The organism is Escherichia albertii, assembly GCF_028622335.1.
GTDB lineage: Bacteria > Pseudomonadota > Gammaproteobacteria > Enterobacterales > Enterobacteriaceae > Escherichia > Escherichia albertii.
The window spans coordinates 3,067,701-3,089,540 of record NZ_CP117568.1; the positions used below are offsets into that span (position 1 = coordinate 3,067,701).

Below are 21,840 nucleotides of genomic sequence, written 5' to 3' on the forward strand. Positions count from 1 at the left end.
TCATATGGGGGGCAGGATGTTTGATATTGGCGTTAATTTGACCAGCTCACAATTTGCGAAAGATCGTGATGATATCGTAACGCGTGCTTTTGCTGCGGGGGTTAATGGGCTGCTCATCACCGGTACTAACTTGCGCGAAAGCCAGCAGGCGCAAAAGCTGGCGCGGCACTATCCGCGCTGTTGGTCAACGGCGGGCGTGCATCCTCATGACAGCAGTCAATGGCAAGCTGCGACCGAAGAAGCGATCATTGAGCTGGCCTCGCAGCCAGAAGTAGTGGCGATTGGCGAGTGCGGCCTCGACTTTAACCGCAACTTTTCCACGCCGGAAGAGCAAGAACGAGCCTTTGTCGCCCAGTTGCGCATTGCTGCAGAGTTAAATATGCCGGTATTTATGCACTGTCGTGATGCCCACGAGCGATTTATGACGTTGCTGGAGCCGTGGCTGGATAAACTGCCTGGCGCAGTGTTGCACTGTTTTACCGGTACGTGCGAAGAGATGCAGGAGTGCGTGGCGCGTGGGATTTATATCGGCATTACCGGTTGGGTTTGCGACGAACGACGTGGACTGGAACTGCGGGAACTGTTGCCGTTGATTCCGGCGGAGAAATTACTGGTTGAGACTGATGCGCCGTATTTGCTCCCACGCGATCTCACTCCGAAGCCATCGTCACGGCGCAATGAACCCGCGAATCTTCCCCATATTCTGCAACGCATTGCGCACTGGCGTGGGGAAGATGCTGCGTGGCTGGCGGCAACCACAGATAACAACGTTAAAACGCTGTTTGGGATCGCGTTTTAGAGCTTACGGAACTCGGTGTTCTTCACACTGTGCTTAATCTCTTTATTGATCAGATTAAGGAGTAGCATGGAACGCGCTTCACCGTCGGGCTCGGTAAAAATGGCCTGAAAACCTTCGAATGCGCCTTCAGTGATAATTACTTTATCACCAGGATACGGCGTTGATGGATCGACAATATCTTCCGGTTTATATATCGATAACTGATGAATTACGGCAGATGGAACTATCGCTGGCGACGGACCAAAGCGCACGAAGTGGCTGACGCCGCGAGTGGCACTGATGGTCGTGGTATGAATCACTTCTGGATCGAATTCTACAAACAGGTAGTTGGGGAACAACGGTTCACTGACTGCGGTACGTTTGCCACGCACGATTTTCTCCAGAGTGATCATCGGCGCCAGGCAATTAACCGCCTGTCTTTCGAGGTGTTCCTGGGCACGTTGAAGTTGCCCGCGCTTGCAGTACAGTAAATACCAGGCTTGCATAATGACTCTTATCCGTTTAATCGGGGCGAAAGGATAGCAAAAGCTTTACGCTAAGTTAATTATATTCCCCGGTTTGAGTTATACCGTCAGAGTTCACGCTAATTTAACAAATTTACAGCATCGCGCAGATGAACGCCGTATAATGGGCGCAGATTAAGAGGCTACAATGGACGCCATGAAATATAACGACTTACGCGACTTCTTGACGCTGCTTGAACAGCAAGGTGAGTTAAAACGTATTACGCTTCCGGTGGACCCGCATCTGGAAATCACTGAAATTGCCGACCGCACGTTGCGTGCCGGTGGTCCTGCGCTGTTGTTCGAAAACCCGAAGGGTTATTCAATGCCGGTGCTGTGTAACCTGTTTGGTACGCCAAAGCGCGTGGCAATGGGCATGGGGCAAGAAGATGTTTCGGCACTGCGTGAAGTCGGTAAATTATTAGCGTTTCTGAAAGAACCTGAGCCGCCAAAGGGATTTCGCGATCTGTTTGATAAACTGCCGCAGTTTAAGCAGATATTAAACATGCCGACGAAACGACTGCGCGGTGCGCCCTGCCAACAAAAAATCGTCTCCGGTGATGATGTCGATCTCAACCGCATTCCCATCATGACCTGCTGGCCGGAAGATGCCGCGCCGCTGATTACCTGGGGGTTGACCGTGACGCGCGGTCCGCATAAAGATCGGCAGAATCTGGGGATTTATCGCCAGCAGTTGATTGGTAAAAACAAGCTGATTATGCGCTGGCTGTCGCATCGCGGCGGCGCGCTGGATTATCAGGAGTGGTGCGCGGCGCATCCGGGCGAACGTTTCCCGGTTTCTGTGGCGCTGGGAGCCGATCCGGCAACAATTCTTGGTGCGGTAACGCCCATTCCAGATACTCTCTCAGAATATGCATTTGCCGGATTGTTACGCGGCACCAAAACTGAAGTGGTGAAGTGCATTTCTAATGATCTGGAAGTGCCAGCCAGCGCGGAGATTGTGCTGGAGGGCTATATTGAGCCGGGCGAGATGGCGCCGGAAGGGCCGTATGGCGACCACACGGGGTACTACAATGAAGTAGACCGCTTCCCTGTCTTTACCGTGACGCATATTACCCAGCGTGAAGACGCTATTTATCACTCTACCTACACCGGGCGTCCGCCGGATGAACCTGCGGTGCTGGGCGTGGCATTGAACGAAGTGTTCGTGCCGATTCTGCAAAAGCAGTTCCCGGAAATCGTCGATTTTTATCTGCCGCCGGAAGGCTGCTCGTACCGCCTGGCCGTCGTGACGATCAAAAAACAGTACGCCGGACACGCAAAGCGCGTCATGATGGGCGTCTGGTCGTTCTTACGTCAGTTTATGTACACTAAATTTGTGATCGTTTGCGATGATGACGTCAACGCACGCGACTGGAACGATGTGATTTGGGCGATTACCACCCGAATGGACCCCGCGCGGGACACGGTACTGGTTGAAAACATGCCCATTGATTATCTGGATTTTGCTTCGCCTGTTTCTGGGCTGGGCTCAAAAATGGGGCTGGATGCCACAAATAAATGGCCGGGGGAAACCCAGCGTGAGTGGGGACGTCCCATCAAAAAAGATTCGGATGTCGTCGCGCGTGTTGATGCAATCTGGGATGAGCTGGCTATTTTTAACAACGGTAAAAGCGCCTGATGCGCGTTTGTTTTGCCCTATTTATCGATCCGACAGAGAAAGCGCATGACAACCTTAAGCTGTAAAGTGACCTCGGTAGAAGCTATTACGGATACCGTGTACCGCGTTCGAATTGTGCCAGACGCGGCCTTTTCTTTTCGTGCTGGTCAGTATTTGATGGTAGTGATGGATGAGCGCGATAAACGCCCGTTTTCGATGGCCTCGACGCCGGATGAAAAAGGTTTCATTGAGCTGCATATAGGTGCTTCTGAAATCAATCTTTACGCAAAAGCCGTCATGGATCGCATCCTTAAAGATCACCAAATCGTGGTGGATATTCCTCACGGTGAAGCCTGGTTGCGCGATGATGACGAGCGTCCAATGATTCTTATCGCGGGCGGTACAGGGTTCTCTTATGCCCGTTCGATTTTGCTGACGGCGCTGGCGCGTAACCCTAATCGTGATATCACCATTTACTGGGGCGGGCGTGAAGAGCAGCATCTTTATGATCTCTCCGAACTTGAGGCGCTTTCGCTTAAGCATTCTGGTCTGCAAGTGGTGCCGGTGGTCGAACAACCGGAAGCGGGCTGGCGTGGTCGTACTGGCACAGTGTTAACCGCGGTGTTGCAGGATCACGGTACGCTGGCGGAGCATGATATTTATATCGCCGGGCGTTTTGAGATGGCAAAAATCGCTCGTGACCTGTTCTGCAATGAGCGTAGTGCGCGGGAAGATCGCCTGTTTGGCGATGCATTTGAGTTTATCTGAGCCATAAAAAACCCGCCCCTGACAGGCGGGAAAAACGGCAACTAAAACTTTATACAGTGGCATTACTCTACGTCGCATCTGGCAAACAATGCCCGATGCGACGCAGTCGCGTCTTATCGTGCCTACCGGAGTTTTGAACCGTAGGCCGGATAAGGCGTTTACGCCGCATCCGGCAAACAATGCCCGATGTGACGCTGGCGCGTCTTATCGTGCCTACCGGAGTTTTGAACCGTAGGTCGGATAAGGCGTTTACGCCGCATCCGGCAAGTGTTTATACCCGCTCAAACACCGTCGCAATACCCTGACCCAGACCGATGCACATCGTCGCCAGACCAAACTGAACGTCTTTGCGTTCCATCAGATTCAGCAGCGTGGTGCTGATACGCGCACCGGAACACCCCAGCGGATGACCCAGCGCGATCGCACCACCATTGAGGTTGATCTTCTCGTCAATCTGCTCCATTAGCCCCAGATCTTTAATGCACGGCAGGATCTGCGCGGCAAAAGCTTCGTTCATCTCGAATACGCCGATATCGCTGGCAGAAAGTCCCACTTTTTTCAGCGCCAGTTTTGAGGCCGGAACCGGGCCGTAACCCATAATCGACGGATCACAACCAACGACCGCCATCGAACGCACACGGGCGCGCGGCTGAAGGCCTAATTCACGAGCGCGGCTTTCACTCATCACCAGCATGGCAGCCGCGCCATCGGAAAGCGCAGAAGATGTACCCGCCGTTACCGTACCGCTGACGGGATCGAACGCCGGACGCAGCGTGGCGAGGGCTTCCACGGTGGTTTCCGGGCGAATCACTTCGTCGTAATTAAACTGCTTCAGGACGCCGTCGGCATCGTGACCACCGGTCGGGATAATTTCATTTTTAAATGCGCCTGATTGCGTGGCGGCCCAGGCGCGAGCATGTGATCGCGCGGCAAAGGCATCCTGCATTTCACGGCTGATACCGTGCATACGCGCCAGCATTTCTGCCGTTAAGCCCATCATGCCCGCTGCTTTGGCGACATTGCGGCTCAGGCCGGGGTGAAAATCGACACCGTGGCTCATTGGCACATGGCCCATATGCTCCACGCCGCCAACCAGACATGCCTGCGCATCGCCAGTCATAATCATCCGTGCTGCGTCATGCAGTGCCTGCATGGATGAACCACACAAGCGATTGACGGTCACCGCTGGGACAGAGTGTGGTACTTCTGCCAACAGCGCCGCGTTACGGGCGATGTTAAAACCTTGCTCCAGCGTTTGCTGCACACAACCCCAGTAAATATCGTCGAGGGCCGCTGCTTCCAGCGCCGGGTTACGTGCCAGCAGGCTACGCATTAAATGAGCGGAGAGATCTTCCGCACGCACGTGACGAAAAGCACCGCCCTTCGAACGGCCCATCGGGGTGCGAATTGCATCGACAATGACAACCTGTTCCATTGTGACTCCTTAAGCCGTTTTCAGGTCGCCAACCGGACGGGCTGGCTCAACCGGGGGATAGTACGGTTCGTTATGACGTGCTTTATTACGCAGACCTTCCGGCACTTCATACAGCGGGCCGAGGTGCTGATATTGCTGTGCCATATCGAGGTATTTTGCGCTGCCGAGGGTGTCCAGCCAGCGGAACGCGCCGCCGTGGAACGGAGGGAAGCCCAGGCCGTAGACCAGCGCCATATCCGCTTCTGCCGGAGTGGCGATAATGCCTTCTTCCAGACAGCGCACTACTTCGTTGACCATTGGGATCATCATGCGGGCGATAATCTCTTCCTCGCTAAAATCGCGCTTCGGCTGGCTCACTTCTGCCAGCAGGTCGTCAACGACAGCGTCTTCTTCTTTCTTCGGCTTACCTTTGCTGTCTTCTTTATAACGCCAGAAACCGAGGCCGTTCTTCTGACCAAAGCGGTTGGCATCAAACAGCGCGTCGATGGCATCGCGATAATCTTTCTGCATCCGCTGCGGGAAGCCCGCTGCCATGACTGCCTGGGCGTGATGCGCGGTATCAATCCCCACGACGTCCAGCAGATATGCCGGACCCATCGGCCAGCCGAACTGTTTTTCCATTACTTTGTCGATCTTGCGGAAATCCGCGCCGTCGCGCAGCAACTGGCTGAAACCAGCAAAGTAGGGGAACAGCACGCGGTTAACAAAGAAGCCGGGGCAGTCATTAACCACAATTGGCGTTTTACCCATCTTGCTCGCCCATGCGACAACTTTCGCGATGGTTTCGTCGGAGCTTTTCTCACCGCGAATAATTTCCACCAACGGCATCCGGTGCACTGGGTTAAAGAAATGCATCCCGCAGAAGTTTTCCGGGCGTTCCAGCGCGTTGGCCAGTTCGCTGATAGGAATGGTTGACGTGTTAGACGCCAGCACGGTATCCGGGCGTACTTTCTGCTCGGTTTCTGCCAGCACAGCTTTTTTCACTTTCGGGTTTTCAACCACCGCTTCTACCACAACATCCACGCGGTCAAATCCGGCGTAGTCGAGCGTTGGATGAATCGTGGAGATCACGCCAGCCAGTTTCAGACCATCGATCTTGCCGCGCTCAAGCTGCTTGTTCAGCAGTTTTGCGGCTTCAGTCATACCGAGGGTTAACGACTTGTCGTTGATATCTTTCATGACAACCGGTACGCCTTTCCACGCAGACTGGTAAGCGATGCCGCCACCCATGATGCCTGCGCCCAGCACAGCGGCCTGTTTCGGGGTTTCAACGTCTTTGGCGAGTTTCTTCGCTTTGCTTTTTACATATTGATCGTTAAGGAAAATGCCGACCAGTGCGCGGGCTTCGTTGGTGTGCGCCAGCGGGACAAAGCTTTTGTTTTCCAGGTTTAAGGCTTCTTCACGACCAAAACGGGCCGCGGCCTCAATGGTTTTTACGGCGGTGATGGGGGCTGGATAATGTTTTCCTGCCGTTTGCGCGACCATCCCTTTAGCGATGGTGAAGCTCATGGTGGCTTCAATCTTGCTCAGTTTTAGCGGTTCCAGCTTCGGCTGACGTTTCGCTTTCCAGTCGAGGTCGCCGTTAATAGCCTGACGTAAAATCGCTATCGCGCCTTCAATCAGTTTTTCTGCTTTGACTACGCCATCCACCAGACCGATTTTCAGCGCCTGATCCGCGCCGACATCTTTACCGGCGGCAATGATTTCCAGCGCACTGTCAGCGCCCAGCATACGTGGCATACGTACAGAACCGCCAAAGCCCGGCATGATGCCCAGTTTGGTTTCCGGCAGACCGATGCGCAGATCCGGCGTCGCCAGACGATAATCGGTCGCCAGTACGCATTCGCAGCCACCGCCCAGCGCATAGCCGTTGACGGCGGCAATGGTCGGCACCGGCAGATCTTCCAGGCGATTAAACACGCTATTGGCAAAATGCAGCCACTGGCTTAACTGTTCTTCAGGAACGAGGAACAGGGACAAGAATTCGGTGATATCAGCACCGACGATAAAGGCTGCTTTGTTCGAACGCAGCAGCAGCCCTTTTAGATCTGATTGCTGTTCCAGCACGCCGATGGCCTCGCCGAGGCTGGCGACGGTCGCAGTGTCGAGTTTATTAACTGAACCTGAGGCATCAAATACCAGTTCGGCAATGCCATCTTCCAGCCAGTCAAGGTACAGGGTGTCGCCTTTGTAAAGCATGTCAGTCTCCTGAATCCGCAAGGTGATCTGGTCGTACCAGATGCATCGAAGTGTGTGTTTTGTGTTAAAAATATGCAAATAAAAGATTAAAGAAATGCCAGTCTGATCACGCTCGGCAGAAATCACGCTCTGGATGAACGATGTGCTAAGATGCGGAGACTTAAGGTCAAAAAAACAGAAGGGTAAAAAATGGAATCACTGGCCTCGCTCTATAAAAATCATATAGCTACCTTACAGGAACGGACTCGCGATGCGCTGGCGCGCTTCAAACTGGATGCGTTACTTATTCACTCCGGCGAACTGTTCAACGTTTTTCTCGACGATCATCCCTATCCGTTTAAAGTGAACCCACAATTCAAAGCGTGGGTGCCGGTAACTCAGGTGCCAAACTGCTGGTTGCTGGTGGATGGCGTGAACAAGCCGAAACTGTGGTTCTATCTGCCGGTTGATTATTGGCACAACGTCGAACCGCTGCCGACTTCCTTCTGGACTGAGGACGTAGAAGTAATTGCGCTGCCGAAAGCCGATGGCATTGGTAGCTTGTTGCCTGCTGCGCGCGGCAATATTGGCTATATTGGCCCGGTGCCGGAACGTGCGCTGCAACTGGGTATTGAGGCCAGCAACATCAACCCGAAAGGGGTTATCGACTACCTGCATTACTATCGCTCCTTCAAAACTGAGTACGAACTGGCCTGTATGCGTGAAGCGCAGAAAATGGCGGTCAACGGTCATCGCGCGGCAGAAGAAGCGTTCCGTTCTGGCATGAGTGAGTTCGATATCAACATTGCCTATCTGACCGCGACCGGCCATCGTGATACCGACGTACCTTACAGCAACATTGTGGCGCTTAACGAACACGCTGCGGTGTTGCATTACACCAAACTGGATCATCAGGCACCGGAAGAGATGCGCAGCTTCCTGCTGGATGCCGGGGCCGAATATAACGGCTATGCGGCTGACCTGACCCGTACCTGGTCGGCAAAAAGCGACAACGACTACGCGCAACTAGTGAAGGACGTTAATGATGAGCAACTGGCGTTGATCGCTACCATGAAGGCGGGCGTCAGCTATGTGGATTACCACATCCAGTTCCATCAGCGCATCGCCAAACTGCTGCGTAAACATCAAATCATCACCGATATGAGTGAAGAGGCGATGGTTGAAAACGATCTCACCGGTCCGTTTATGCCGCATGGTATCGGCCATCCGCTGGGGCTGCAGGTGCATGACGTAGCTGGTTTTATGCAGGATGATAGCGGTACGCACCTCGCGGCACCGACAAAATATCCGTACCTGCGCTGCACCCGTATTCTCCAGCCGGGCATGGTGTTAACCATCGAACCGGGTATCTACTTCATCGAATCGCTGTTGGCGCCGTGGCGTGAAGGGCAGTTCAGTAAACACTTCAACTGGCAGAAGATTGAAGCACTGAAACCGTTCGGCGGTATTCGTATCGAAGACAACGTGGTGATCCACGAAAACAACGTGGAAAACATGACCCGGGATCTGAAACTGGCGTGATGGAAAGCTGGTTAATTCCTGCGGCGCCGGTCACGGTTGTTGAAGAGATCAAAAAGAGCCGCTTCATTACGCTGTTGGCGCATACCGATGGCGTCGAGGCGGCGAAAGCGTTTGTTGAATCGGTGCGGGCAGAACACCCCGATGCCCGACACCATTGCGTGGCGTGGGTAGCTGGCGCACCGGATGATTCTCAGCAACTGGGTTTCTCTGACGACGGAGAACCGGCGGGAACGGCAGGTAAACCGATGCTCGCCCAACTGATGGGCAGCGGCGTCGGGGAAATTACCGCTGTGGTGGTGCGCTACTATGGCGGTATATTGCTGGGCACTGGCGGGTTAGTGAAGGCTTACGGCGGCGGTGTAAATCAGGCGCTGCGCCAGCTTACGACCCAACGCAAGACGCCATTAACCGAATATACTTTGCAGTGTGAATATAGTCAGTTAACCGGCATTGAAGCGTTGCTGGGACAGTGTGACGGCAAGATTATCAACAGTGATTATCAGGCATTCGTCCTGCTGCGGGTGGCGCTTCCGGCAGCGAAAGTGGCTGAGTTTTCCGCAAAACTGGCGGATTTTAGCCGTGGTTCATTGCAATTGTTAGCGATTGAAGAATAATCCCCACTTCGTTTTGCAGAACTAAGGAAGCGGCAGAGATGCATTTTCGCGCCATTACCCGAATCGTTGGACTACTGGTCATCTTATTTTCAGGGACCATGATTATCCCTGGGCTGGTAGCACTCATTTACCGGGATGGGGCGGGCCGCGCTTTTACCCAGACCTTTTTTGTTGCCCTCGCCATTGGCTCTATGCTGTGGTGGCCGAACCGTAAAGAGAAGGGCGAACTGAAATCCCGTGAAGGGTTTCTGATAGTGGTGCTGTTCTGGACTGTGCTGGGTAGCGTCGGTGCGCTCCCTTTTATCTTCTCGGAAAGCCCGAACCTCACGATTACCGATGCGTTTTTTGAATCTTTCTCCGGTCTGACTACCACGGGGGCAACTACGCTGGTGGGGCTGGATTCGCTTCCTCACGCCATCCTCTTTTATCGCCAGATGCTGCAATGGTTTGGCGGGATGGGGATCATCGTGTTGGCGGTCGCGATACTGCCTATCCTCGGCGTGGGTGGGATGCAGCTCTATCGCGCGGAAATGCCCGGCCCGCTGAAAGATAACAAAATGCGCCCGCGAATTGCGGAAACGGCGAAAACCCTGTGGTTGATTTATGTCTTGCTGACCGTCGCCTGTGCGCTGGCGTTGTGGTTTGCCGGGATGTCCGCCTTTGATGCTATTGGTCATAGCTTCGCAACGATTGCTATTGGCGGCTTCTCGACCCATGATGCCAGCGTTGGCTATTTTGACAGTCCGACCATTAATACCATTATTGCTATCTTCCTGCTGATTTCTGGCTGTAACTACGGCCTGCATTTCTCGTTGCTGAGTGGACGTAGCCTTAAGGTCTATTGGCGGGATCCAGAATTTCGCATGTTTATCGGCGTGCAGTTTTCGCTGGTGGTTATTTGTACCCTCGTACTGTGGTTTCATAATGTCTACAGTTCGGCGCTGATGACAATTAATCAGGCGTTTTTCCAGGTGGTGTCGATGGCGACAACCGCCGGGTTTACGACTGACAGCATTGCCCGCTGGCCGCTCTTCTTGCCAGTACTGCTGTTATGTTCTGCTTTTATCGGCGGTTGCGCCGGGTCAACGGGCGGTGGCCTGAAAGTGATTCGTATCCTGTTGCTGTTCAAGCAGGGGAACCGTGAGCTGAAACGACTGGTGCACCCGAACGCCGTCTATAGCATTAAGCTGGGGAACCGCGCACTGCCGGAACGTATCCTCGAAGCTGTGTGGGGATTTTTCTCCGCCTATGCATTGGTGTTTATTGTCAGTATGCTGGCGATTATCGCCACGGGCGTGGATGACTTTTCAGCCTTCGCGTCGGTTGTTGCGACCTTGAATAACCTGGGACCAGGGCTTGGCGTGGTGGCTGATAACTTTACCAGCATGAACCCGGTGGCTAAATGGATCCTGATTGCCAACATGCTGTTTGGTCGTCTTGAGGTCTTTACATTGCTTGTACTCTTTACCCCGACTTTCTGGCGTGAATGATGGAGTGATACGTGAAAACATTAATTCTTTTCTCAACAAGGGACGGACAAACGCGCGAGATTGCCTCCTATCTGGCTTCGGAACTGAAAGAACTGGGGATCCAGGCGGATGTCGCTAATGTGCACCGCACTGAAGAACCGCAGTGGGAAAACTACGATCGCGTGGTCATTGGCGCTTCTATTCGCTATGGACATTACCATTCAGCGTTCCAGGAATTTGTTAAAAAGCATGCGACGCGGCTGAATTCAATGCCGAGCGCCTTTTACTCCGTAAACCTGGTGGCGCGCAAACCGGAGAAGCGTACTCCACAGACCAACAGCTACGCGCGGAAGTTTCTGATGAGTTCGCAATGGCGTCCCGATCGCTGTGCCGTCATTGCCGGGGCGCTGCGTTATCCACGTTACCGCTGGTATGACCGCTTTATGATCAAGCTGATTATGAAAATGTCAGGCGGAGAAACGGACACGCGCAAAGAAGTTGTCTATACCGATTGGGAGCAAGTAGCGAATTTCGCCCGAGAAATCGCCCATTTAACCGACAAACCGACGCTGAAATAAGCATAAAGAATAAAAAATGCGCGGTCAGAAAATTATTTTAAATTTCCTCTTGTCAGGCCGGAATAACTCCCTATAATGCGCCACCACTGACACGGAACAACGGCAAACACGCCGCCGGGTCAGCGAGGTTCTCCTGAGAATCTCGGCAGAGAAAAGCAAAAAATGCTTGACTCTGTAGCGGGAAAGCGTATTATGCACACCCCGCGCCGCTGAGAAAAAGCGAAGCGGCACTGCTCTTTAACAACTTATCAGACAATCTGTGTGGGCACTCGAAGATACGGATTCTTAACGTCGCAAGACGAAAATGAATACCAAGTCTCAAGAGTGAACACGTAATTCATTACGAAGTTTAATTCTTTGAGCATCAAACTTTTAAATTGAAGAGTTTGATCATGGCTCAGATTGAACGCTGGCGGCAGGCCTAACACATGCAAGTCGAACGGTAACAGGAAGAAGCTTGCTTCTTTGCTGACGAGTGGCGGACGGGTGAGTAATGTCTGGGAAACTGCCCGATGGAGGGGGATAACTACTGGAAACGGTAGCTAATACCGCATAACGTCGCAAGACCAAAGAGGGGGACCTTCGGGCCTCTTGCCATCGGATGTGCCCAGATGGGATTAGCTTGTTGGTGAGGTAACGGCTCACCAAGGCGACGATCCCTAGCTGGTCTGAGAGGATGACCAGCCACACTGGAACTGAGACACGGTCCAGACTCCTACGGGAGGCAGCAGTGGGGAATATTGCACAATGGGCGCAAGCCTGATGCAGCCATGCCGCGTGTATGAAGAAGGCCTTCGGGTTGTAAAGTACTTTCAGCGGGGAGGAAGGGAGTAAAGTTAATACCTTTGCTCATTGACGTTACCCGCAGAAGAAGCACCGGCTAACTCCGTGCCAGCAGCCGCGGTAATACGGAGGGTGCAAGCGTTAATCGGAATTACTGGGCGTAAAGCGCACGCAGGCGGTTTGTTAAGTCAGATGTGAAATCCCCGGGCTCAACCTGGGAACTGCATCTGATACTGGCAAGCTTGAGTCTCGTAGAGGGGGGTAGAATTCCAGGTGTAGCGGTGAAATGCGTAGAGATCTGGAGGAATACCGGTGGCGAAGGCGGCCCCCTGGACGAAGACTGACGCTCAGGTGCGAAAGCGTGGGGAGCAAACAGGATTAGATACCCTGGTAGTCCACGCCGTAAACGATGTCGACTTGGAGGTTGTGCCCTTGAGGCGTGGCTTCCGGAGCTAACGCGTTAAGTCGACCGCCTGGGGAGTACGGCCGCAAGGTTAAAACTCAAATGAATTGACGGGGGCCCGCACAAGCGGTGGAGCATGTGGTTTAATTCGATGCAACGCGAAGAACCTTACCTGGTCTTGACATCCACAGAACTTTCCAGAGATGGATTGGTGCCTTCGGGAACTGTGAGACAGGTGCTGCATGGCTGTCGTCAGCTCGTGTTGTGAAATGTTGGGTTAAGTCCCGCAACGAGCGCAACCCTTATCCTTTGTTGCCAGCGGTTAGGCCGGGAACTCAAAGGAGACTGCCAGTGATAAACTGGAGGAAGGTGGGGATGACGTCAAGTCATCATGGCCCTTACGACCAGGGCTACACACGTGCTACAATGGCGCATACAAAGAGAAGCGACCTCGCGAGAGCAAGCGGACCTCATAAAGTGCGTCGTAGTCCGGATTGGAGTCTGCAACTCGACTCCATGAAGTCGGAATCGCTAGTAATCGTGGATCAGAATGCCACGGTGAATACGTTCCCGGGCCTTGTACACACCGCCCGTCACACCATGGGAGTGGGTTGCAAAAGAAGTAGGTAGCTTAACCTTCGGGAGGGCGCTTACCACTTTGTGATTCATGACTGGGGTGAAGTCGTAACAAGGTAACCGTAGGGGAACCTGCGGTTGGATCACCTCCTTACCTGAAAGAACTGTACTTTGCAGTGCTCACACAGATTGTCTGATGAAAAGTGAAAAGCAAGGCGTCTTGCGAAGCAGACTGATACGTCCCCTTCGTCTAGAGGCCCAGGACACCGCCCTTTCACGGCGGTAACAGGGGTTCGAATCCCCTAGGGGACGCCACTTGCTGGTTTGTGAGTGAAAGTCACCTGCCTTAATATCTCAAAACTCATCTTCGGGTGAAGTTTGAGATATTTGCTCTTTAAAAATCTGGATCAAGCTGAAAATTGAAACACTGAATAGTCGAAAGATTATTCGTGAGTCTCTCAAATTTTCGCAACACGGTGATGAATCGAAAGAAACATCTTCGGGTTGTGAGGTTAAGCGACTAAGCGTACACGGTGGATGCCCTGGCAGTCAGAGGCGATGAAGGACGTGCTAATCTGCGAAAAGCGTCGGTAAGGTGATATGAACCGTTATAACCGGCGATGTCCGAATGGGGAAACCCAGTGTGTTCCGACACACTATCATTAACTGAATCCATAGGTTAATGAGGCGAACCGGGGGAACTGAAACATCTAAGTACCCCGAGGAAAAGAAATCAACCGAGATTCCCCCAGTAGCGGCGAGCGAACGGGGAGGAGCCCAGAGCCTGAATCAGTGTGTGTGTTAGTGGAAGCGTCTGGAAAGGCGCGCGATACAGGGTGACAGCCCCGTACACAAAAATGCACATGCTGTGAGCTCGAAGAGTAGGGCGGGACACGTGGTATCCTGTCTGAATATGGGGGGACCATCCTCCAAGGCTAAATACTCCTGACTGACCGATAGTGAACCAGTACCGTGAGGGAAAGGCGAAAAGAACCCCGGCGAGGGGAGTGAAAAAGAACCTGAAACCGTGTACGTACAAGCAGTGGGAGCCTCTTAATGGGGTGACTGCGTACCTTTTGTATAATGGGTCAGCGACTTATATTCTGTAGCAAGGTTAACCGAATAGGGGAGCCGGAGGGAAACCGAGTCTTAACTGGGCGTTAAGTTGCAGGGTATAGACCCGAAACCCGGTGATCTAGCCATGGGCAGGTTGAAGGTTGGGTAACACTAACTGGAGGACCGAACCGACTAATGTTGAAAAATTAGCGGATGACTTGTGGCTGGGGGTGAAAGGCCAATCAAACCGGGAGATAGCTGGTTCTCCCCGAAAGCTATTTAGGTAGCGCCTCGTGAATTCATCTCCGGGGGTAGAGCACTGTTTCGGCAAGGGGGTCATCCCGACTTACCAACCCGATGCAAACTGCGAATACCGGAGAATGTTATCACGGGAGACACACGGCGGGTGCTAACGTCCGTCGTGAAGAGGGAAACAACCCAGACCGCCAGCTAAGGTCCCAAAGTCATGGTTAAGTGGGAAACGATGTGGGAAGGCCCAGACAGCCAGGATGTTGGCTTAGAAGCAGCCATCATTTAAAGAAAGCGTAATAGCTCACTGGTCGAGTCGGCCTGCGCGGAAGATGTAACGGGGCTAAACCATGCACCGAAGCTGCGGCAGCGACGCTGATGCGTTGTTGGGTAGGGGAGCGTTCTGTAAGCCTGTGAAGGTGTGCTGTGAGGCATGCTGGAGGTATCAGAAGTGCGAATGCTGACATAAGTAACGATAAAGCGGGTGAAAAGCCCGCTCGCCGGAAGACCAAGGGTTCCTGTCCAACGTTAATCGGGGCAGGGTGAGTCGACCCCTAAGGCGAGGCCGAAAGGCGTAGTCGATGGGAAACAGGTTAATATTCCTGTACTTGGTGTTACTGCGAAGGGGGGACGGAGAAGGCTATGTTGGCCGGGCGACGGTTGTCCCGGTTTAAGCGTGTAGGCTGGTTTTCCAGGCAAATCCGGAGAATCAAGGCTGAGGCGTGATGACGAGGCACTACGGTGCTGAAGCAACAAATGCCCTGCTTCCAGGAAAAGCCTCTAAGCATCAGGTAGCATCAAATCGTACCCCAAACCGACACAGGTGGTCAGGTAGAGAATACCAAGGCGCTTGAGAGAACTCGGGTGAAGGAACTAGGCAAAATGGTGCCGTAACTTCGGGAGAAGGCACGCTGATGGTAGGTGAAGCGACTTGCTCGTGGAGCTGAAATCAGTCGAAGATACCAGCTGGCTGCAACTGTTTATTAAAAACACAGCACTGTGCAAACACGAAAGTGGACGTATACGGTGTGACGCCTGCCCGGTGCCGGAAGGTTAATTGATGGGGTCAGCGCAAGCGAAGCTCTTGATCGAAGCCCCGGTAAACGGCGGCCGTAACTATAACGGTCCTAAGGTAGCGAAATTCCTTGTCGGGTAAGTTCCGACCTGCACGAATGGCGTAATGATGGCCAGGCTGTCTCCACCCGAGACTCAGTGAAATTGAACTCGCTGTGAAGATGCAGTGTACCCGCGGCAAGACGGAAAGACCCCGTGAACCTTTACTATAGCTTGACACTGAACACTGGTCCTTGATGTGTAGGATAGGTGGGAGGCTTTGAAGTGTGGACGCCAGTCTGCATGGAGCCGTCCTTGAAATACCACCCTTTAATGGCTGGTGTTCTAACGTTGGCCCCTTATCGGGGTTGCGGACAGTGTCTGGTGGGTAGTTTGACTGGGGCGGTCTCCTCCTAAAGAGTAACGGAGGAGCACGAAGGTTGGCTAATCCTGGTCGGACATCAGGAGGTTAGTGCAATGGCATAAGCCAGCTTGACTGCGAGCGTGACGGCGCGAGCAGGTGCGAAAGCAGGTCATAGTGATCCGGTGGTTCTGAATGGAAGGGCCATCGCTCAACGGATAAAAGGTACTCCGGGGATAACAGGCTGATACCGCCCAAGAGTTCATATCGACGGCGGTGTTTGGCACCTCGATGTCGGCTCATCACATCCTGGGGCTGAAGTAGGTCCCAAGGGTATGGCTGTTCGCCATTTAAAGTGGTACGCGAGCTGGGTTTAGAACGTCGTGAGACAGTTCGGTCCCTATCTGCCGTGGGCGCTGGAGAACTGAGGGGGGCTGCTCCTAGTACGAGAGGACCGGAGTGGACGCATCACTGGTGTTCGGGTTGTCATGCCAATGGCACTGCCCGGTAGCTAAATGCGGAAGAGATAAGTGCTGAAAGCATCTAAGCACGAAACTTGCCCCGAGATGAGTTCTCCCTGAGACTTAGAGTCTCCTGAAGGAACGTTGAAGACGACGACGTTGATAGGCCGGGTGTGTAAGCGCAGCGATGCGTTGAGCTAACCGGTACTAATGAACCGTGAGGCTTAACCTTACAACGCCGAAGGTGTTTTGGCGGATTGAGAGAAGATTTTCAGCTCAGATTCAGAGTCCGAAGGGTTTTACGCTGAGACAAGGCGGCAAATGAAGCGAAGGAAGGAGCATACTGAAGTATGTGACTGACTTTCGGGAATGCAGCCGGCGCAGTATCAGTGGAAAAGACACAGGACAGAGCACAAAGAATTTGCCTGGCGGAGATAGCGCGGTGGTCCCACCTGACCCCATGCCGAACTCAGAAGTGAAACGCCGTAGCGCCGATGGTAGTGTGGGGCTTCCCCATGCGAGAGTAGGGAACTGCCAGGCATCAAATTAAACAGAAGGCCATCCATAAGGATGGCCTTTTTGCGCTGGGGCAAAAAATGCCGGATGCGACGCTGGCGCGTCTTATCCAGCCTACTTTTACTTATCCGTCCTGCTTTTGCATCCACTCCACCACAAAATCAGCCAGCCCCTCAACATCATTAATATCCAGTAAGGCGACATCAATATTTAGCGGTACATCGCTGGCCACAGCAATAACATGCTCGTCCATCACCAGCTCTTCCGGTCGATGTCCGGCTCCATCGCGAAATAGCACAATCTTTGCGATCTCTTCATGCTTAAACCCTTCGACCAGAATCAAATCCAGCTTTGAGGTATCCATCCGACTTGCGAGAAAATGTAGATCCAGCTCTTCTTCGTCTGGTGTTTCCGTCATCAAGGCCCATCGCTGCTGGCTGGCAACGATGGTTTGCGCCGCGCCAGCCTTGCGCAGCTCATAGCTATCTTTGCCCGGTTTATCAACATCCATATCATGGTGTGTATGCTTAATCAGCCCCGGACGGATCCCTCTGGCGCATAATGCTGGGATGAGTTTTTTCAGTAGCGTAGTTTTTCCGGTGCCACTCCACGCGGCAAAGGCGAGTAACGGTATCATCGTTTTTCCTGCCATCGGGCAAGCTCCTCTGGCGTATTCACGTTTACAAATGCATCTTTATGATCGCTGAAATCAACCGCATGACCGCCAGCCAGCCGCATAAATGCCATTACCCGGCGTTCTCCTGCTTGCAGATATTCCAGTAATAACGGTTCAATAGCGCGGTTTACCAGAGCAATAGTCGGGTGATCGCGTTCACCGTCGTGGACCCACACGACAGGCGCATCTTTTTTGCGCTGATGATTAAGCCGGGAGGCTAAAGCATGGGGAATGTAAGGCGTATCGCACGGACAAAACAAAAACCACTCACCCGCTTCCTGCTGCATTACTGAAAGCATTCCTGCCAGAGGGCCTGGGTAATCCGCCAGAGAATCCGCTATCACTTTCAGGCCGCTTGCCTGATAGATTTCCTGATGGCGATTGGCATTAACCACGACGTGAGAGAGCTGCGTCATAAGCGCGTCAGCGACATGTTGCCATAACGGTTTGCCGTTTAATTCAAGCAATCCTTTATCCGCGCCGCCCATCCGTCTGGCCTTACCGCCCGCCAGTACTACGCCTGTTATCGTCGTCATCAGATTCACCGATATCGCCTCTTTTATTGTGGGATTGACCCTGCTAACGTGTCTGTCTCAAGAGTAAGGAGCATTACCATGAAATGTAAACGTCTGAATGAAGTTATTGAACTCCTCCAGCCAGCCTGGCAAAAAGAGCCGGATCTTAACCTGCTGCAATTTTTGCAAAAATTGGCGAAAGAGTCAGGTTTTGATGGTGAACTGGCGGATTTGACGGATGATATTCTGATCTATCATCTGAAAATGCGTGATTCCGCGAAAGACGCGGTGATCCCTGGTTTACAGAAAGATTATGAAGAAGATTTCAAAACGGCGCTGTTACGTGCACGTGGCGTAATTAAAGAGTAAAAGCTTGTAAGCGCCGCCAACAAAATCATCGCGAAATGATATCCTTCATCATTCGTAATGTTTTCCGGATGATGGGATGAATAACAACGCATTTACTTTCCAGACACTACACCCGGATACCATCATGGATGCTCTGTTTGAGCAAGGGATCCGGGTGGATTCCGGTCTTACCCCGCTTAACAGCTATGAAAACCGTGTCTATCAATTTCAGGACGAAGATCGCCGACGCTTTGTCGTCAAATTCTATCGCCCTGAACGTTGGACAGCCGAGCAAATCCTCGAAGAACATCAATTTGCGTTGCAGTTAGTAAACGATGAAGTTCCGGTCGCAGCGCCTGTGGTCTTTAATGGTCAGACTTTATTGCGTCATCAGGGATTTTATTTCGCCGTTTTTCCAAGTGTCGGTGGTCGTCAGTTCGAAGCTGATAATATCGATCAGATGGAAGCGGTTGGGCGTTATTTAGGGCGTATGCACCAGACGGGGCGCAAACAGCTTTTTATCCATCGTCCGACCATCGGTTTGAATGAATATCTCATTGAGCCACGCAAACTGTTTGAGGACGCTACACTGATACCTTCCGGGTTGAAAGCGGCATTCTTGAAAGCGACAGATGAGTTGATCGCTGCCGTTACAGCACACTGGCGGGAAGATTTTACCGTTCTGCGGTTACATGGAGACTGCCATGCCGGGAATATTCTCTGGCGTGATGGACCCCTGTTTGTCGATTTAGACGATGCACGTAATGGCCCAGCTGTACAGGATCTTTGGATGTTGCTGAATGGCGATAAAGCCGAGCAAAGGATGCAGCTGGAAACCATTATTGAAGCTTATGAAGAGTTTAGCGATTTCGACACCGCTGAAATTGGACTTATTGAACCTTTACGCGCTATGCGTTTGGTTTATTATCTTGCCTGGCTAATGCGGCGTTGGGCTGATCCCGCGTTCCCGAAAAATTTCCCGTGGTTAGTCGGGGAAGATTACTGGCGGCGGCAGACAGCGACCTTTATAGAGCAGGTAAAAGTTCTACAAGAACCCCCTTTGCAATTAACACCTATGTATTAATCGGAGAGAGTAGATCATGAAAAAGATTTGGCTGGCGCTGGCTGGTTTAGTTTTAGCGTTTAGCGTATCGGCGGCGCAGTATGAAGATGGTAAACAGTACACCACTCTGGAAAAACCGGTTGCTGGCGCGCCGCAAGTGCTGGAGTTTTTCTCTTTCTTCTGCCCACACTGCTATCAGTTTGAAGAAGTTCTGCATATTTCAGATAACGTGAAGAAAAAACTGCCGGAAGGCGTGAAGATGACTAAATACCACGTCAGTTTCATGGGCGGGGACCTGGGCAAAGATCTGACTCAGGCATGGGCTGTAGCGATGGCTCTGGGTGTAGAAAATAAAGTGACTGTTCCGCTGTTTGAAGGCGTACAGAAAACGCAAACTATTCGCTCTGCGGCTGATATCCGTGATGTCTTTATCAACGCGGGTATTAAAGGTGAAGAGTACGACGCGGCATGGAACAGCTTTGTTGTTAAATCCCTGGTCGCACAGCAAGAAAAAGCGGCAGCCGATCTGCAATTGCAGGGGGTTCCGGCGATGTTCGTTAACGGCAAATATCAGCTGAACCCGCAGGGTATGGACACCAGTAATATGGATGTTTTTGTTCAGCAATATGCTGATACGGTGAAATATCTGTCCGAGAAGAAATAAGCTTTCTCATATTATAAAAAGCCCGTGAATATTCACGGGCTTTTTAGTTATTAGAATAAATATAAATACTTTCTGATAATTCATCTCGTTGCTGGATAATATGAATCCTGTAGAGGATATTCGCGTAGCGATATACTTAATCGCGTTACTCTTCTTCAGGGATAAATTTATGATACGTAAATCAATCGCCGGTTTGGTTATTGCTGTCGTTGTCATTCTGGGTAGTGGTACATGGTTTTCTGGTATGAAAACGCAAACCACTGTGGAGCATATTATTAACGGTTTTAATAAAGCCAATAAAAATAGCAATAGCACTCATGATATGACGCTGAGCTATAAAAATTATAAAAGGGGATTTTTTAGTTCATCTTTCCAGATTGCTCTGACCTTTAATAATGGTATTACAGAGAGTGAAATTAAATCCGGTCAGAGTATTGTACTGAATATCAATGTTGATCATGGCCCCTTTCCGCTGAGCCAGCTTTCAAAGGGTAATATAAAGCCAACTATAGCAACGACAAAGGTATCTCTGGCCAAGAATGAGGTTACACAATCCTACTACACTGCAACGAAAGGTAAGACACCGTTCGCTGCTGATATTGTGGCTGCATTTGGTGGAGCGCTAACCACAGAGGTGAATATAACACCAGCAAAATTTCAGGATATCTCTTATGAAGATGGTAAGTTCATGTTTCGTGGTGATGATAGTTCACCGTCAAATATGGCAGTAACTGGATACCTGAATAATGTTATCGTAAATCTGGACTCCATAACTAAACTTACAGCAAATTCGATGACTGTTAACGCATTATCTCATATGGAGGAAATGAGATATCCAGTGGGAATAAGTGATTTAAAATTTAATAAGGTTAGGCTTCAGGTACTTGATAACGATATTGCTAAAATTAATGCTTTTACTGCCAAAACAATACTTGAACGCACAAAGGATAAGAAATATATAAATGCTAATTTTTCCTACGCTATTGACACTTTAAAAAAGGGCGATCAGAACTTTGGTGGTGGCGATATGTTATTACAATTTAATGCTATTGATCCCAACGCTTTCAGAGCATTTATTGAATACTACAATACTTCATTACGCAATCAGTTGGCAAATAATTCTGATTTAATAAAAGATGAAAATGCGATGGATGATCTCCGGGTTGGGGTACTGGGAGAAAGTTTGCCCATTTTGTTAAAAAGTGAACCTGTTATTCAGATCCCTGTTAAATGGAAAAATACTGTTGGGGAATTGAAGGGGCACCTGAATATTGCTACGGCTGATGCTCGATCTGTTGATAATAGTATAAAGTCGTTGGGCCTGAATATTTTTCTGCCATTTAATGTTATTGGTGAATTGGAGAAACAGATCAATTTATCAGAAGGTAAAAACACCGAGACTGCACAGCGAATGGCAGAACAAGCGCTCGCAGAATTTAAGGATACGGGGCAACAACTTGATTTATTTAAGTTTAATGATAATACAGCTTCACTACAACTTCACTATGAACAGGGAAAAGTGAATTTTAACGGTAATGAAATGACAGACATGGCGTTTTTTATGCGTATGGCACGTTTGATGCCGTGATATCTGTTGCTCGCCCCGGGA

General features: G+C 51.4%; 16 protein-coding genes, 1 tRNA gene and 3 rRNA genes. 15 read left to right on the top strand and 5 right to left on the bottom strand.

The window, feature by feature from the left end; genetic code table 11:
* The first annotated feature begins 16 nt into the window (after window positions 1–16).
* On the top strand, window positions 17–799 hold the full coding sequence (gene tatD / locus PS053_RS14950) for a 3'-5' ssDNA/RNA exonuclease TatD (protein WP_059217581.1): 783 nt from the start codon (window positions 17–19) through the stop codon (window positions 797–799).
* Here the strand turns inward: tatD and rfaH are convergent.
* Entirely contained in the window at window positions 796–1,284 is a 489-nt protein-coding gene (gene rfaH, locus PS053_RS14955; RefSeq protein ID WP_001149536.1) for a transcription/translation regulatory transformer protein RfaH, read from the bottom strand. The genes tatD and rfaH overlap by 4 nt on opposite strands.
* A 166-nt stretch (window positions 1,285–1,450) precedes the next feature.
* Here rfaH and ubiD point away from each other — a divergent pair, with 166 nt between their 5' ends.
* Both ubiD and fre read left to right on the top strand, forming a co-directional pair.
* Window positions 1,451–2,944 (top strand): 4-hydroxy-3-polyprenylbenzoate decarboxylase, encoded by a 1,494-nt coding sequence (ubiD, locus tag PS053_RS14960; protein WP_256879339.1) that lies wholly within the window; start codon window positions 1,451–1,453, stop codon window positions 2,942–2,944.
* A 45-nt stretch (window positions 2,945–2,989) separates the two neighbouring features.
* On the top strand, window positions 2,990–3,691 hold the full coding sequence (gene fre, locus PS053_RS14965; protein WP_002460532.1) for an NAD(P)H-flavin reductase: 702 nt from the start codon (window positions 2,990–2,992) through the stop codon (window positions 3,689–3,691).
* 271 nt (window positions 3,692–3,962) lie between these two features.
* Here the strand turns inward: fre and fadA are convergent, their stop codons facing one another.
* Window positions 3,963–5,126 (bottom strand): acetyl-CoA C-acyltransferase FadA, encoded by a 1,164-nt coding sequence (fadA, locus tag PS053_RS14970; RefSeq protein ID WP_054411928.1) that lies wholly within the window; start codon window positions 5,124–5,126, stop codon window positions 3,963–3,965.
* 9 nt (window positions 5,127–5,135) lie between these two features.
* Complete coding sequence (fadB, locus tag PS053_RS14975; protein ID WP_059215801.1) at window positions 5,136–7,325, bottom strand: fatty acid oxidation complex subunit alpha FadB; 2,190 nt, start codon at window positions 7,323–7,325, stop codon at window positions 5,136–5,138.
* 189 nt (window positions 7,326–7,514) lie between these two features.
* On the opposite strand from fadB, the gene pepQ reads away from it, so the two are divergent.
* The 8 genes from pepQ (at window position 7,515) to rrf (ending at window position 16,989) form a co-directional block, all read left to right on the top strand.
* Window positions 7,515–8,846 (top strand): Xaa-Pro dipeptidase, encoded by a 1,332-nt coding sequence (gene pepQ / locus PS053_RS14980; RefSeq protein WP_180246407.1) that lies wholly within the window; start codon window positions 7,515–7,517, stop codon window positions 8,844–8,846.
* Window positions 8,846–9,460, top strand: coding sequence for an IMPACT family protein (locus PS053_RS14985; RefSeq protein ID WP_001295262.1), 615 nt, complete (start codon window positions 8,846–8,848; stop codon window positions 9,458–9,460). The genes pepQ and PS053_RS14985 overlap by 1 nt, the downstream gene beginning before the upstream one ends.
* 38 nt (window positions 9,461–9,498) lie before the next feature.
* Window positions 9,499–10,950, top strand: coding sequence for a Trk system potassium transporter TrkH (gene trkH, locus PS053_RS14990; RefSeq protein ID WP_000545682.1), 1,452 nt, complete (start codon window positions 9,499–9,501; stop codon window positions 10,948–10,950).
* 11 nt (window positions 10,951–10,961) lie between these two features.
* A complete protein-coding gene (hemG, locus tag PS053_RS14995) occupies window positions 10,962–11,507 on the top strand; it encodes a menaquinone-dependent protoporphyrinogen IX dehydrogenase (RefSeq protein WP_000853967.1) in 546 nt (181 codons plus the stop codon).
* A gap of 374 nt (window positions 11,508–11,881) precedes the next feature.
* Window positions 11,882–13,423 (top strand): 16S ribosomal RNA (locus PS053_RS15000).
* 85 nt (window positions 13,424–13,508) lie between these two features.
* Window positions 13,509–13,584 (top strand) — tRNA-Glu (locus PS053_RS15005).
* 195 nt (window positions 13,585–13,779) lie between these two features.
* Window positions 13,780–16,681, top strand: a 23S ribosomal RNA gene (locus PS053_RS15010).
* 192 nt (window positions 16,682–16,873) lie between these two features.
* Window positions 16,874–16,989, top strand: a 5S ribosomal RNA gene (gene rrf, locus PS053_RS15015).
* The 16S, 23S and 5S rRNA genes sit together here with 1 tRNA gene alongside, the layout of an rRNA operon.
* Window positions 16,990–17,089: 100 nt before the next feature.
* On the opposite strand, the gene mobB is transcribed toward rrf, so the two are convergent.
* Both mobB and mobA read right to left on the bottom strand, forming a co-directional pair.
* A complete protein-coding gene (gene mobB, locus PS053_RS15020) occupies window positions 17,090–17,617 on the bottom strand; it encodes a molybdopterin-guanine dinucleotide biosynthesis protein MobB (RefSeq protein ID WP_256879435.1) in 528 nt (175 codons plus the stop codon).
* Complete coding sequence (gene mobA, locus PS053_RS15025) at window positions 17,599–18,186, bottom strand: molybdenum cofactor guanylyltransferase MobA (protein ID WP_256879434.1); 588 nt, start codon at window positions 18,184–18,186, stop codon at window positions 17,599–17,601. Before mobA ends, mobB begins: the two co-directional genes overlap by 19 nt.
* A gap of 69 nt (window positions 18,187–18,255) precedes the next feature.
* Between mobA and PS053_RS15030 the strand changes: the two genes are divergently transcribed.
* From PS053_RS15030 to PS053_RS15045, 4 genes are all read left to right on the top strand, one after another.
* Entirely contained in the window at window positions 18,256–18,525 is a 270-nt protein-coding gene (locus PS053_RS15030; RefSeq protein ID WP_001295263.1) for a YihD family protein, read from the top strand.
* Between the two features lie 76 nt (window positions 18,526–18,601).
* On the top strand, window positions 18,602–19,588 hold the full coding sequence (srkA, locus tag PS053_RS15035; RefSeq protein ID WP_001062020.1) for a stress response kinase SrkA: 987 nt from the start codon (window positions 18,602–18,604) through the stop codon (window positions 19,586–19,588).
* Window positions 19,589–19,604: 16 nt separating this feature from the next.
* Window positions 19,605–20,231, top strand: a complete 627-nt coding sequence (gene dsbA, locus PS053_RS15040; protein ID WP_256879433.1) for a thiol:disulfide interchange protein DsbA — start codon at window positions 19,605–19,607, stop codon at window positions 20,229–20,231.
* A 169-nt stretch (window positions 20,232–20,400) separates the two neighbouring features.
* Window positions 20,401–21,819 (top strand): DUF945 family protein, encoded by a 1,419-nt coding sequence (locus PS053_RS15045; RefSeq protein WP_256879432.1) that lies wholly within the window; start codon window positions 20,401–20,403, stop codon window positions 21,817–21,819.
* Window positions 21,820–21,840 lie beyond the last annotated feature (21 nt).